Origin of the sequence: Rhodococcoides corynebacterioides NBRC 14404 (assembly GCF_001894765.1) — a bacterium.
Classification (GTDB): domain Bacteria; phylum Actinomycetota; class Actinomycetes; order Mycobacteriales; family Mycobacteriaceae; genus Rhodococcoides; species Rhodococcoides corynebacterioides.
This window is the reverse complement of sequence record NZ_BCWV01000007.1, coordinates 67,039-78,932: the sequence shown is the minus strand read 5'-3', so window position 1 is coordinate 78,932 and position 11,894 is coordinate 67,039. Positions and strand designations below refer to the sequence as shown.

Annotated in this window: 16 protein-coding genes; 3 read left to right on the top strand and 13 right to left on the bottom strand. The window is 67.1% G+C overall.

Annotated features, from left to right (window positions below; all coding sequences use genetic code 11):
- The first annotated feature begins 473 nt into the window (after nt 1–473).
- A complete protein-coding gene (locus tag RC2_RS15905; RefSeq protein WP_068150252.1) occupies nt 474–1,769 on the top strand; it encodes a PucR family transcriptional regulator in 1,296 nt (431 codons plus the stop codon).
- Nucleotides 1,770–2,726: 957 nt separating this feature from the next.
- Here the strand turns inward: RC2_RS15905 and RC2_RS15900 are convergent.
- Complete coding sequence (locus RC2_RS15900) at nt 2,727–3,905, bottom strand: Fic family protein (RefSeq protein ID WP_072681622.1); 1,179 nt, start codon at nt 3,903–3,905, stop codon at nt 2,727–2,729.
- Nucleotides 3,906–4,123: 218 nt separating this feature from the next.
- Here RC2_RS15900 and RC2_RS15895 point away from each other — a divergent pair, with 218 nt between their 5' ends.
- The gene (locus RC2_RS15895; RefSeq protein ID WP_072681620.1) at nt 4,124–4,585 is read left to right on the top strand and encodes a GvpU-like protein; all 462 of its coding nucleotides are present in this window, start codon (nt 4,124–4,126) and stop codon (nt 4,583–4,585) included.
- 80 nt (nt 4,586–4,665) lie between these two features.
- Here RC2_RS15895 and RC2_RS15890 read toward each other — a convergent pair whose 3' ends face one another.
- Both RC2_RS15890 and RC2_RS15885 read right to left on the bottom strand, forming a co-directional pair.
- A complete protein-coding gene (locus RC2_RS15890) occupies nt 4,666–5,001 on the bottom strand; it encodes a hypothetical protein (RefSeq protein WP_072681618.1) in 336 nt (111 codons plus the stop codon).
- A gap of 5 nt (nt 5,002–5,006) precedes the next feature.
- Entirely contained in the window at nt 5,007–5,363 is a 357-nt protein-coding gene (locus RC2_RS15885) for a hypothetical protein (RefSeq protein WP_068153601.1), read from the bottom strand.
- Between the two features lie 151 nt (nt 5,364–5,514).
- On the opposite strand from RC2_RS15885, the gene RC2_RS15880 reads away from it, so the two are divergent.
- Entirely contained in the window at nt 5,515–6,195 is a 681-nt protein-coding gene (locus RC2_RS15880; protein ID WP_068153500.1) for a hypothetical protein, read from the top strand.
- A 318-nt stretch (nt 6,196–6,513) separates the two neighbouring features.
- Here the strand turns inward: RC2_RS15880 and RC2_RS15870 are convergent, their stop codons facing one another.
- The 10 genes from RC2_RS15870 to RC2_RS15825 form a co-directional block, all read right to left on the bottom strand.
- Complete coding sequence (locus RC2_RS15870; protein WP_068153503.1) at nt 6,514–6,717, bottom strand: hypothetical protein; 204 nt, start codon at nt 6,715–6,717, stop codon at nt 6,514–6,516.
- A 2-nt stretch (nt 6,718–6,719) separates the two neighbouring features.
- The gene (locus tag RC2_RS15865; RefSeq protein WP_068153506.1) at nt 6,720–7,235 is read right to left on the bottom strand and encodes a hypothetical protein; all 516 of its coding nucleotides are present in this window, start codon (nt 7,233–7,235) and stop codon (nt 6,720–6,722) included.
- Entirely contained in the window at nt 7,232–7,408 is a 177-nt protein-coding gene (locus RC2_RS18980; protein ID WP_156509794.1) for a hypothetical protein, read from the bottom strand. The genes RC2_RS15865 and RC2_RS18980 overlap by 4 nt, the downstream gene beginning before the upstream one ends.
- 480 nt (nt 7,409–7,888) lie before the next feature.
- On the bottom strand, nt 7,889–8,335 hold the full coding sequence (locus tag RC2_RS15860) for a helix-turn-helix domain-containing protein (RefSeq protein WP_068153509.1): 447 nt from the start codon (nt 8,333–8,335) through the stop codon (nt 7,889–7,891).
- A complete protein-coding gene (locus tag RC2_RS15855) occupies nt 8,332–8,823 on the bottom strand; it encodes a WhiB family transcriptional regulator (RefSeq protein ID WP_068153513.1) in 492 nt (163 codons plus the stop codon). Before RC2_RS15855 ends, RC2_RS15860 begins: the two co-directional genes overlap by 4 nt.
- A gap of 524 nt (nt 8,824–9,347) precedes the next feature.
- Complete coding sequence (locus tag RC2_RS15845; protein ID WP_072681616.1) at nt 9,348–9,803, bottom strand: hypothetical protein; 456 nt, start codon at nt 9,801–9,803, stop codon at nt 9,348–9,350.
- Nucleotides 9,800–10,201 carry a hypothetical protein gene (locus RC2_RS15840; RefSeq protein WP_068149075.1) on the bottom strand — a complete coding sequence of 134 codons (402 nt, stop codon included), beginning with the start codon at nt 10,199–10,201 and terminating at the stop codon, nt 9,800–9,802. Before RC2_RS15840 ends, RC2_RS15845 begins: the two co-directional genes overlap by 4 nt.
- Nucleotides 10,198–11,085: a tyrosine-type recombinase/integrase gene (locus RC2_RS19215; protein ID WP_245811149.1), complete on the bottom strand. Its 888-nt coding sequence runs from the start codon at nt 11,083–11,085 to the stop codon at nt 10,198–10,200. The genes RC2_RS15840 and RC2_RS19215 overlap by 4 nt, the downstream gene beginning before the upstream one ends.
- Nucleotides 11,086–11,150: 65 nt before the next feature.
- The gene (locus RC2_RS15830) at nt 11,151–11,558 is read right to left on the bottom strand and encodes a hypothetical protein (RefSeq protein ID WP_068149071.1); all 408 of its coding nucleotides are present in this window, start codon (nt 11,556–11,558) and stop codon (nt 11,151–11,153) included.
- Entirely contained in the window at nt 11,555–11,770 is a 216-nt protein-coding gene (locus RC2_RS15825) for a helix-turn-helix domain-containing protein (protein ID WP_068149100.1), read from the bottom strand. The genes RC2_RS15830 and RC2_RS15825 overlap by 4 nt, the downstream gene beginning before the upstream one ends.
- Nucleotides 11,771–11,894 lie beyond the last annotated feature (124 nt).

Sequence of the window (11,894 nt, the reverse complement as noted above, 5' to 3'; positions counted from 1 at the left end):
GTGCGAAGCATCGGTGCAGACGAGGTTACTTCGCAGTAAGGACAGCCAGAATCCTGTCCAGTGCATCCGCTCAGGTCCTGGAATCGGTCACAACGCCGGTTACAGCTGACCGAAACCCTGCTCATAGTCAGCGAAAGAGACCGCAGATCCGTATACAGCCGCTTGTCGATGCGTTACCGTCCCGATATCGGTCTGTGTGTAGTCACAAAATCGATCCCGTTTCCGTTGTGCAGACGCAAGTCGACAAGGGCGTTTCGGGCGGTGATTGCGGACTCAACAGTCGTTGATTTCCGGCGAAATTGCAGGTCGGACGTGGCGTGATGGGGAACACCCGAGGGGCCGTTCGCTCGTCCCCGGAAAAACATGACGCTTGGTTCAATCCGGCAAAACAATCTTCGTCCCCGTTAAGGGTTGTTACGGTACACCGAGAACCAGCCCAACCGGCATGAACTACACAGTCATGGGGGAGCCAGATGACGACACCGAAGACCGCCGCGAGCCCGCTGCCGAGCAAGGTCGAAGCCGGGCTCATCGCCGGCACCAAGGGGAACAATCTGGCCCTCAGTGACCTCCGCGGAGTCGCCCGCCACCTGGTCGACCACTTCGCCGCCAACACGGCCTGCGGCACCCTGCCGGGCGAGCTCCTGCACGGCGACGTCACCGAGGTGACCGTCAAGTGCCTCGGGCTGGCCGTGCGCATGCTGGAGTCCGGCAACACCCCGTCCGAGAAGGACCTGGCCAACGTCCACGACGCCGCGGCGCGTTGGGCCCGCGAGGGCGTCCCGCTGCGGGCCATCCTCCGCGCCTACCACGACGGCTTCCGCTACGGACTCACCCTGGTGGGCCGCCAGACGGCCGGCCAGAAGGTCGAGGACGTCACCGCCGATTCCCTGGTCCTGGTCACCCTGCTCGAGGCCGTCACCACCGAGGTCTCCATGGCCTACGTCGACGAGTACCGGTCCGTCGCCTCCGAGCACCACACCGCCACGCACACGCTGGTCACGACGCTTCTCAGCGGCGGCAAGAACGCCACCGCCACTGCCCAGCAGTGCGGAATCGACCTCGCCGACGACTACCTCGTCCTCGCCCTGCACTTCCCGCAGCATCCCGACGAGGCCAACCCCGTCGTCGACCGCACCGTGTCGGCCCGCCGCAAGCTGCGCCGCATCCAGGCCGAACTGGCCACCTCGTGCGGCAAGTCCCCCCTCGCGCTGCTGAGCACCGAGGGCGGCACCATCCTGCTCCCCGCACCCCGCGATCGGGAGTGGGTCGACGCGCTGATCGAGCGTCTCTCCCGTGCCGGTGAGGTGCCCGTCACCGGCGCCGTCACCTCCTCCGACCGCGACGACATCCCCGCCGCCGCCGAGCACGTGTACGAACTGCTGTCCCTCGCTCGGCAGCTGGGCCGCCCCGCCGGCCTCTACCGCACCGAGGACCTGGTGCTCGAGTACCAGCTCACCCGTCCCGGACGTGGTCGCGAGCAGCTGCTCCGCGCACTCGAGCCGCTCGACGACGCCCCCGAGCTCCTCGAGACGCTCACCTCGTACCTCGGCCACGAGCTGAACCGTCAGCGCACCGCCCGGCACCTGTTCGTCCACGCGAACACCGTCGACTACCGCCTCAAGCGCATCGGCCAACTCACCGGCATCGACCCGTCCATCCCGTCGGGCCTGCGCTACCTGCAGGCCGCCATCGTGGCGCGCGGGCTCGAGAACGCGAAGAACGCCCAGAGTGCTGCCGCCGCGGCCAAGACGACGCGCAAGCGCTGACAGTTCCCCTACTCGGCCCCCTCGTCCCCGTGATGAGGGGGCCGAGGTGTGTTCGGGGGTCGGGCGCACCTGCTCAGGTTGCAGCCACCCTCACCGGTTGCAACCCGTGCAGGTGACCGGAAGCTGCGCAGATGGAACCAGTGGCGGCACCTGCTCAGGTTGCAGCCACCCTCACCGGCTGCAACCCGTGCAGGTGACTGAAACCTGCGCAGGTGGGGTGCACCGGGCGCCCGCCCGAACTTGCTCCTGCTCCAGCCACTTGCTCCGGCTACAACAGGAGCACGCTGCGGAAAGGGGAGCAAGTACTGCCCGGAGCCGCACTTACTCAGGTTTCCGCCACCCTCACAGGTTGCAACCCGTCCAGGTGACCGGAACCTGCGCAGGTGGTGTTCGGCAGGCGTCGGCCCGAACTTGCTCCTGCTCCAGCCACTTGCTCCGGTTACAACAGGAGCAAGATGCAGAAAGGGGAGCAAGTACCGCCCGGAGCCGCTCTTGCTCAAGTTTCCGCCACCCTCACCGGTTACAACCCGTGCAGGTGACCGGAAGCTGCGCAGGTGGGGGTGCTGCAGGCGCCGGCCCGAACTTGCTCCTGCTCCAGCCACTTGCTCCGGTTACAACAGGAGCACGATGCGGAAAGGGGAGCAAGTACCGCCCGGAGCCGCACCTGCTCAGGTTTCCGCAACCCTCACCGGTTGCAACCCGTCCAGGTGACCAGAAGCTGCGCAGATGGAACCAGTGGCGGCACCTGCTCAGGTTGCAGCCAACCTCACCGGCTGCAACCCGTGCAGGCGACCGGAACCTGCGCAGGTGGGTGGCGGAAGCGGAGGGATTTGAACCCTTCCGGTACCCCCAGGTCACGGCAGTATTGGTGCTTGATCTGCGGTTTTACGTCTCACCCAATTGCACAGGATCGCTCTAGATCGTGGGCGAGTGTGGGCAAAGTGTGGGCGGACGCAATCACACCAAGAACTGGGTCACGCCAAGGACCTGGCGGCACGCAAAGAGCCTGTTCTGCTTCTTGCCGGTGATCTCCGTCAGTAGGCCCTTGTCCACCAGTTTCGCGACAGCTTGGTTCGCGGTCTCGAAGCCCTTGCCTGTCAGGATGCGTGCCGTCGGGACGTCGAGCACGGGATAGCCGATGAGGAACTCGGCGAGGTGCAGTGCGGTTCCCTTCACCCCGTCAGCCCTGAGGTCATCGAGAATCGTGTCGCGAAGTCGAAGCAACTGGGTGATCTTCTCGACGCCTGCTCTCGCCTGTACCCGCACCGCCTCGCCGAAGAACTCGACCCACGGATCGAACTCACCCGTCATGGTGACGTTCAACAACCCCTGCTGATACTCGTCGCGATGCTGCTCCAGCCACGGTGCCAGGTTCAGCACCGGCCATCGAAGAACGCCGTCTTGCATGAGCTGAAGGATGGCGATGAGACGACCGAGCCGTCCATTACCGTCCGCGAACGGATGCAGAGTCTCGAACTGGTAGTGCGCCATGGCCATTCGGGCAACAATCATGAACTGGTCGTCTCTGTTGACCCACTTCTCCCAGTCGCTCACCCCATCGGCGAGACGGCTGTCGCCGGGTGTCGGCACGAACCGAGCTTCTTCGATGGGTCTGTTCTTCGGGCCGATTGCGACCTGCCGCTGTCTGATGTCACCAGCGTCGTAACTGTCACCCTCTGTTCCTCGGACGATGGTGGCTTGCAGCTTGCCGGCCAAGTTTCGACTGATTGGGTACGACTTGATTAGTTCGACTGCCTGTTCAGTCGCCGTCACGTAGTTGCGGATCTCTCTCTGCTCGACAGAGAGTTGCCGATCTTCTAGGAAGTCCGCTTCAAGCACGTCGTCAAAGCTGGCGTAGGTGCCTTCGAGCGCCGACGTGCTGGCCGCCTCTCGACGAACAGATGGCCGCACGAGGATCTCCGGCCGCGGGAGCTGTGACACCGCTTGGTCCAACCGGGCGACCTCCATCGCTGCCATGGCGGCGACGTTTGCAGCCCGGCTGCCGAGCCGTGGTTCCTCGGGCAGCGGTGTCGGGATGAACGCCCAGTACGACCAGTCTCGGCCGGTTCGCGGGTCGGTACCGGAGATCGGAGCCAGCTTCCCGACCGGCGATTTCCTGAGGCCGTCAACATCCATGATTCCAGTTTAGGCCACAAAACCTGAACGTTCGACGAGCCGTTCAGGTTTTCAGTTACATCATGCGTAACACTCCGGTTGGAGGCTACAAACCTGAACTTACAAGCCTGTGGTTCAGGTTTCGCGGTGCATGGTGCGTCGTCGTCTCGCGGAGGGGTTCCCTGCGGATGTCACAACCTCCTGACACAGTGAAGACCCACGATAAGGAGCGCATAGCCATGACGGACCCCGCCGCACCCTCAGATACCGACACACCGGAAGACATCGAGCAGGAGGTCGAACTGACGGAGCTGCCGCCAGACGTGCCGCTGGCCAAGCTCGTCATACTGCTGAATCGCTCGCCGGAAGGTGAGGCTGGCATCACCTTCACGGTGCAGGGGAACGTTGTCAGTGGACACCTGGTTTCCGGACTGCGGTACTTCAAGCACGTCCGAGACAAACTCTCCGCTTCCGGCTTCGAGTGGCTGTATGACGAGCAGATCGAGCACTACCAGTCGGTAGCGACGGACGAACTTCACTTCGAGCGCGAGCTGGTGCGCACGAAGTTCGTACACCTTCTGAATGTCACGATTTACGAGGGCACGCAGCAGATCCGACTCGACGCCTGGCGAGGCCGTCTGGATCAGGTCACCGGGTGGTCGCTCGGCATGCTCGACCGAACGCCCCTGACCGACGACTAGGTTTTTTCTAACCCTCTGCGCGGATCAGCGCCCTCCCCCGCAGTTCGTCCCCCCGCGGTCGGAAGGGACCCTCCCCACCCCTACCGGGCGGCGACGACGGTCATCTTCTCCAGGCGGCACGCGGCGCCGGCCGGGTCGACGTAGGTCACCGTCCCGGTCGCTTTGTCGACGAGCACCACGGGATCGTCGGACGCCGACGCGTCGTGGCCGGCGGGATGCGCGACCGGCACCAGGTACGCCTCACGGTCCTCGCGGCCGGCCTCGGCAGCGGTGAAGCGCTGGAGGTGGCGGTACTGGTCGCAGATGCCACTCTTACGCCATGCCCGCTCGGCGAGCTGGCGGGCGTCGGCGAAGTCCACGACCGGCTTGATGCGCTCGTTGTTGCGCGGGTGGACGATGACCGGGAAGCTGCGCACGGCGGTCAGAGCTCCGTCAGGTCGCCCGACGTCGCGGTCACCGAGTAGTGCGCGAGCAGCCCGTCGAACGCGGCTGCGGCCGGCACTCCATCGGCGGCGAGCTCGTGCAGCGCCTTGCACGCCGCGACCTGATCTTGCAGCGCGCTGACGTAGTCCGTGAACCCCACCACGCCGTCGAACAGCGAGCGAAGTGCTGCCTTCAGCTCCTCGGAGACAGCCGGATGGCGGTCGTCACGCAGCAGCTCGGCGACGACGGCCACCCGCTCAGTGAGCTGAGAGCCGGTCTCGCGAGCGACGCTCTGCACGACCAACGACGTTGTGCGTGCGAGCATCTCGGCAGTCGCGTTCAGAGTCTGGCTCATATGTGGAACCCCACCCCGATCGCTGGATCGGAGCTGAACAGTGCCCCGCCCGCGTTTCTTGAACCCTCCGCGCGGGTCAGCGCCCTCCCCCGCGGTTCGCCCCCCCAGCCCGTTAGGGGGTGCCCCCCACCCAGCAGGGGATAATTCGCGCATGCGGATCGCACGTGCCCTTACCCTCGCCCTGGCGGCACCTCTGCTAGTCATTGGTATCGGGTCGGTCTGGCATCACCTGGCGGGGTGGGACCTGACCCAGGCTCAGGCGGCGGTGATCGCAGCTTCGATCAGCGGACCGTTCCTGGTAGTCGCGGCGATCCTGGCTTTCAACGGTCAGGCCGCAACGCGCCTGGATGAGCGGCGAAAGTTCGCGCGGCAACTGCTCTTCGAGAAGACGAAGTACACCGAGGAACTCGCCTCCGCCGCTCGTTTGGAGGCCGACAAGCACCGCCGTCAGGTGTCCTTCGAGATGCTGGGCCGGGCGATGAGCGCACTCATTGGACTGAGGACTTGCTACATCGACCTTGACCGACTGGCCGAAGAGTTTGCCGATCGGCCGGCTCCGAAGACTGCAACCGAGCAAGCGGCGAGAGCGCTCGTTGTTGAGGCCAAGAAGGGTGTTGAAAACGCCCGCGCTGAGCTGACCACTGTCGCGGCCATGATGCTTCTACTGGACTACGAAACTGCCTATGAATCACTGATGGCCGTCAATAACAACGTTGGCGGCCGCATGGCCTTTGCGCACGCAAGCCCTATCACCGAACGTGAGATGCGCGAGTTCGCCCGGCTCTTCACAGATGCCATCAACTCGCTGCGTGGAACGTACAACTCGGCGTGACCCTTCAGCGTCCCGCGGTGGCCCTGTTGCACACCACGTGCTCGGGGCCGCGGTACCTCGTGCGGTCGTGGTCGTCGTGCCCGAGGTCCCACGCTGCACCGCGCGCGATGCGTTGCCCGCAGCGCCAGCAGCGAACGTGGCCGGCCGCGACTCGCGGTGCCCAGCGTCGGCGCTCTCGGTCGTGCTCGGCGTCGTAGCCACGCTGTTGCTTGGTTCCTCTGCCCTGCTCACGTGCTGTCCGGTGAGCAGGGCAGAGGGCCTCGGGCTGCATGGCCGGGCAGCCGGGGGTGGAGCAGACGCGCTCACGGGCGCGGGGCATCACGGTGCCGGCGGTGGGATCTCGGTGACCTTGCGGCCGTCGGCGACGGTCGGGGTCACGTCGATGATCAGCAGTTGACCGTCCCGGCCTCTGCGGAGACGCTCACCGACCGGCATCAGGTTGGAATCCAGCGAGCCGTCGGGGTTGCGCGGTAGGTACGGGTAGTCGCCGCGGGGGCCGGGGTCGAGTGCATCGACGGCCATGGTCACGCGACCTCGGTCGGCGGCTCGGGCACTCGCTCGGCGAGCAGCTCCTGTGCCCGGTCGAGGTACCGACTTTCGATGAGCCGGGCCAGCTCGTCGAGGAACTCGACGCCGCGCAGCAGCCCCTCCGTCTCCGCCACCGGACTGTTCTGCGCCCCGATCGTTCGCGTGGCCACCCCCGCCGCCGTGCGCGCGTGGTACTGCGCGGTACGGGCAGCGCGGTGCTCGACGAATGCGGTCGCCGCCGCGTTCAGGTCGCCGGCCGCGACCGCTCGGCCGAACTCCTCGAAGGCTTCGGTGCTCACCGCCTGGAGTTCGGTGTCGACGTCGCCGGCCCGGTCGTACACGCCCTGCGCGTGATCTTTCTGGGCGGCCGCGAGTCTGGCCGCCTTCGCCCTGGCGCGCGTGCCGAGTTCGGTGGCGATTCGATCGGCCTTGGCCTGCGCCTCCTGTTGCTGCCGAACGAGTTCGTCCTGCTCGGCCTGAAGCTCCTCGTTGGTGGCGGGCTCGTCGATCATCGGTTTCGCTCCTCTTCGGATACGCGGTCGTGAGCCTGCTTGGCGGATTCCTGGTAGCCCATCGCCATGCGCATCGCGGGAGTAAGACTGACGCCGCGCTCCTCGAGGGACCGGAGGTGAGCGGCTTCCGCGTCCTTGGCGGGGTCGTACTGCGCCGCGATCCGTTCGTCCATCGTGCGATTGGGGGTGGTTGCGTCGAACCCACGCGCAATCTGACGCCTGGCTTCCGCTTCGCTCTGTGTCACAACAACTCTCGCTTTCTGTCGCAGAAGTAAAGGGCCCCGCCGAGTCGCCTCGACGGGGCCGCGGCGCGCGTCGCGGACCTTCCACGTCCGGAGCTGCTGCCGTTCTCCACTCGACCCGAAGCGGCGTTCATCTGGCCGACTCGGGGATGCGGTCGAGGGAAGTTCCGTGAGGACGTCGGGCCATCCGAACGCGCCGGCCCCCGCGATGAGTTCCTGTTCGAGGATCGCGTCGCCGACGACGCGTGCGCGGCGGAGCAGGTGGAGGGCGTCGGCCTGGCCTCGATCGGGCACGCGGTTGTGGCGAGCCGCCGACGCGATACGAGCGACACGATCGGCTGCGTCACGCCGACTCAGCGTGGCGTCCAGCTCGTCGACTGCGATGGGTGGCATCGGCCGCGGCCCTTCGGATCAGAGTTCGAGGCGCTCGTTACGGAACCGCTCGGCGTCTGACCGCCGCACGAACCACTTTGCGCCTCTTCGGATTCCGCTGAGTTGCCCACTGGTTATCGCGTACCGGATCGCCCGGTCGCTCAATCCCGTCACCGTCGCGGTTTCCGGGGTGCTCAACAGCTCCACCAGATCACCATGCGTCGTCGGAGTTTGCAAACGGATTTCCGCGTCTGCGGAAGCGTCGCAGGTGAGGTGCTTCCGCTCGCTTCCGCTACTGCGGGAACGCAATGCGGCTTCGTGGAGTGCGAGCAGCACGGCATCGACTTCGGTGTCGGTGCCACGAGCGGCCACGCGCAGAGCCTCGATCGAGGTGTTCGCCTCGATCCACGCCGCGACGCGCGCCGGGACCAGCACCACCGGCCCGTCGATGCCGTGCACGTACGCGCCCGCCGGCCGCGCGGTCATGGCCAGTCCCGGCCGAACAGCTCGCCCGCCCACACGCCGCGCACCAGGCGGGGCGGCAGGACGCGCCGGGCAGCGTCGCAGGCGTCGGTGACCGGGCAGCGTCGGCACACCGCGATCGCGCCGCGTAGCCGCTCGTCGGCCTGGTCGCCGGTCTCGCCGTGGACCTCGGCGTCGAACGCCGGTTGCAGGCCGCGGCACGCGGCGTCCTCGAGCCCGACAGCGAGCACCGCGGCCTCGGGCACGGGGTCGGGGCCGTGAGGGCTCGCGGGAGCGAGTGGGGCGGCCCGTGCGACGGCGAGGGACCCCCGTCGCTGTCGAGCTGCGAGCGCCGCGCGCGTGGTGCTGGTGGCGATGCCGGCCGCCCGCAGCAGCCTTGCCGCCTCGGGCCCACTGGTGTCTCGGGGAGCGCGGATTCGGTCGAGGTGGGCCACGGTCTCGGCGACCTGTTCCGCGGAGGGCGGGCGGACGATGCGGCTACCGGACGGCACGGCGGCTCCAGGCTCGTTCCTCGACGGTGTTCACCCGGGAGGTCCGCGCGAGGTGCGGCCGGCACACCAAGCACGGGATCGGATGGCCGTCGCCGTCCTCACCCAGCCATCCGCGTCTGCACCGGGGGTCGTGGCCGCCGCGGGCGTCGAGGTCGATGACCTCGCCTGTCCGATCGTGTGTCATCGCTCGTCCTTTCGGAGGTGCGCGAGCCAGGCCTCGGCGGGCATCGGGGTGTGGTCGCAACGGACGGCCGGTAGGTCGTAATCACGGACCTCGGGGGGCTCGATTCGCAGTCCGGTCTCGTCGCAGTGCGGGCACGTGTCGATCGCCCGTCGTCGGTCGCGCATGACTGCCGCCCGCTCGGCTTCGCGACGGGCGTCCCACTCCTGACGCGTGCGCCGCGCATCGCCGCATGCGCGGCACGCGTCGGGCGTCCCCGCGGGGTGCTGCGGGCAGGTTCGTGGGGGTGGTTCTTCCGCACGGTCGGGAGCTGCGGTCCCGCCCTCGCGCGCGCCCCCTTCTTTCAACTTCTTAGGAGAGAGGAAAGATGTGGGCGATCGCCCATGCGGTCTGACCTGCGATTCGGTCGATCGCCCGATTCGATGTGGGCGATCGACCGAATCGCAGGTAGAGGCAAGACGCGATACGACGCCGTGTGGTCGCTGGACCCCATGGTTCGGTGCTTCTCGACCTCCAGAACGCCGGCCTTCTGGAGCGCCGCCACCGTCTTGCGAACCTGGTCCACCGTCAGCCCGGTGTCGTGCGACAGGGCGCCTTGCGTAGCCCTCCACCAGCGCCCGCCACCGTCCTCGACGCGATCGCCGCCGGGCACTCTGCACCGGTACTCGACGAGCGCGTACAGCAAGGCCGCGTTGCCGCCTCGAAGCGCGCGAACGACGTCGGGGCGGACCGAGAGGAACTCGTCCGCCGGGTCACCGCCTCCGGCCGGCCGCGCGAGCTCTTCGAGGCGATCGGTCATCCGTCGCTCTCGTCTCTCGACGCCTGCGCCGCTTCGATCTCGGCCACCTTGTCGACGACACTCGCGATCGACTCGGCCAACAGGTGGACCTTCCCGAGGCTGACCGACATCGGGGGCAGGTACGCGGCGAACTGCACCAGGGGTCCGCGCCGTTCGTAACCGTCCGGTCCGATGCGGTCGACCACATAGATGCGGTGTCCGAAGTCGAACCCGATCACCCACTCTCGCACCAGATCCCCACCGTCCGCGTCCCAGTCGGGCACCTCCAGGCCGTCGAAGCCGGCCGGGGCGTCGGCTAGCGCTGCCTCACACGCGGCGCGGTATTGGTCCCTGGCGGCGTCGAGGGCCACGTTCAGCTCCTTGATTCGCAACAGTGCGAGTTCGACGTCGTGGTTCATGTCGCCGAGCCCCTCCCTGCCGACCAGCCACCAGGGCGCCCCGGGGCCCGCGTAGCGAGTTGCTCCTGCGACCGCGCGCCGGACGCGGACCTGTCGCACGTTGGCAGCACCAGACGGTCGAGCGCGCGCACCTGGGCATCGGCGTCAACCTCGACGTATCGCTGAGTCGTCTGCAACGAGCCGTGTCGCATCAGTGTCTGGACGGTCCGCAGATCCGATCCGCTGCGAACCAGCGTGGTGGCGAACCAGTGCCGGAGGGAATGAGCGCTGCCGGGAATCTGCGCCCGGTCCATTGCGTTGCCGATCGTCCGGCCGACCGATCCCGGCCTCACCGGCCCGGATCCTCGACTGTTCGCGGGGAACCAATAGCCCTGCCGCGGCATCGTTTCGGCGAGCACGACCAGCTGCGGATGCAGGGGGATCAGGGCTTCCTTCTGGCCCTTGCCGTAGACGAACATCGTCCGCTCGTCGAGGTCGACGTCCTCACCGCGCACCTTGGCGATCTCGTGGACGCGGAGGCCGGCCAGCGCGGCGAGCAGGATCATCGCGTGCGTCTTGCGGTGCATCGGCGTCCGCAACAGCGTCTCGAACTGCGCCTGTGTGAGCGGTTTCGGAATGCCACTGGGTTGCCGCGGTCGAGGAAGCGCCGCGGTGGGGTCAGCGTGGTCAGGATGGACACTGATGTGCCAGCGGAAGTAGGAGCGCAGCACGCCGAAGTAGGTGTGCCGCGATCCTGGTGACAGGTGCGGTCGACCGAGGAAGCGTGAGACGTCGACCGGCCGCGCGAGGTACGCGGCCAGCCCGAGGAAGCGCTCGAACGCGGTCAGGGCAATCAGGGCCTCACGACGGCGCTTGTCGGACACCCCCGCGCCGAGCAGGAACACCTCGTAGTCCTCGAGGTCTCTGTCCGTCGGCTCCCCGCCAGTCGGCACCGACCGCAACCGCGCGCTCACTGTTCACCGCCCGCGAAGATCGCGGCCGCGGCCCGAAGCGCATCGCTGATGCGCAGCGCCTCGGCGAACCCGATCGACCCGTCGCGAACACGCATCGCCGAGACCTCGATCGTCTCCACGGTCCGCACGAATGTGGCGCCGTCGAACGTGTCGCTCGCCAGTAGCGAGATGCGCACCGTGTCCGATTCGCAGGGGATCTCGCGCTCCCAATCGATGTTGGGGACGCCACGCAGGGTCGCGGCCTCGTTGTAGTCGCCCGGCCTCCACCAGGTCGGCGGGGTGAGAGAGGTGGTCGGGGTATGGTCGGACACGGTTCTGCTCCTGTCGTGGTTGCTGGAACTGCTGCCCTCGATGCCCTGGCCGGCGTCGGGGGCGTTCTCGTTGGCGGGCTGCTCGCTGATCACGCGGATACCGGTCGGTCGTCGGTGCGCTGGAAGGTGTGTGCCTCCAAGTACGCCTCGAGGTCGGCCCAGCGGTAGAGAACCGTGCGCCCGTGCTTGACGAAGCGCGGCCCGGTCCCGCGATACCGGTGTTCAGCGAGCTTCTGTGTGGTGGACCGCAAGTAAGTGGCAGCCTCCGCGGCGGTAGCCAAAGGTGACTTCGTTTCGGTGGTCATGTTTTGTCCGTTCTGCATATCGCTGAATGCTGGTCGGGTCATGCTTATTCTTAGCGCAACGTTTGAGTGCTGCAAGCTCCGACCTAATATCTGCAACATGGCGACAAGGCGTGTTGAACTGGGG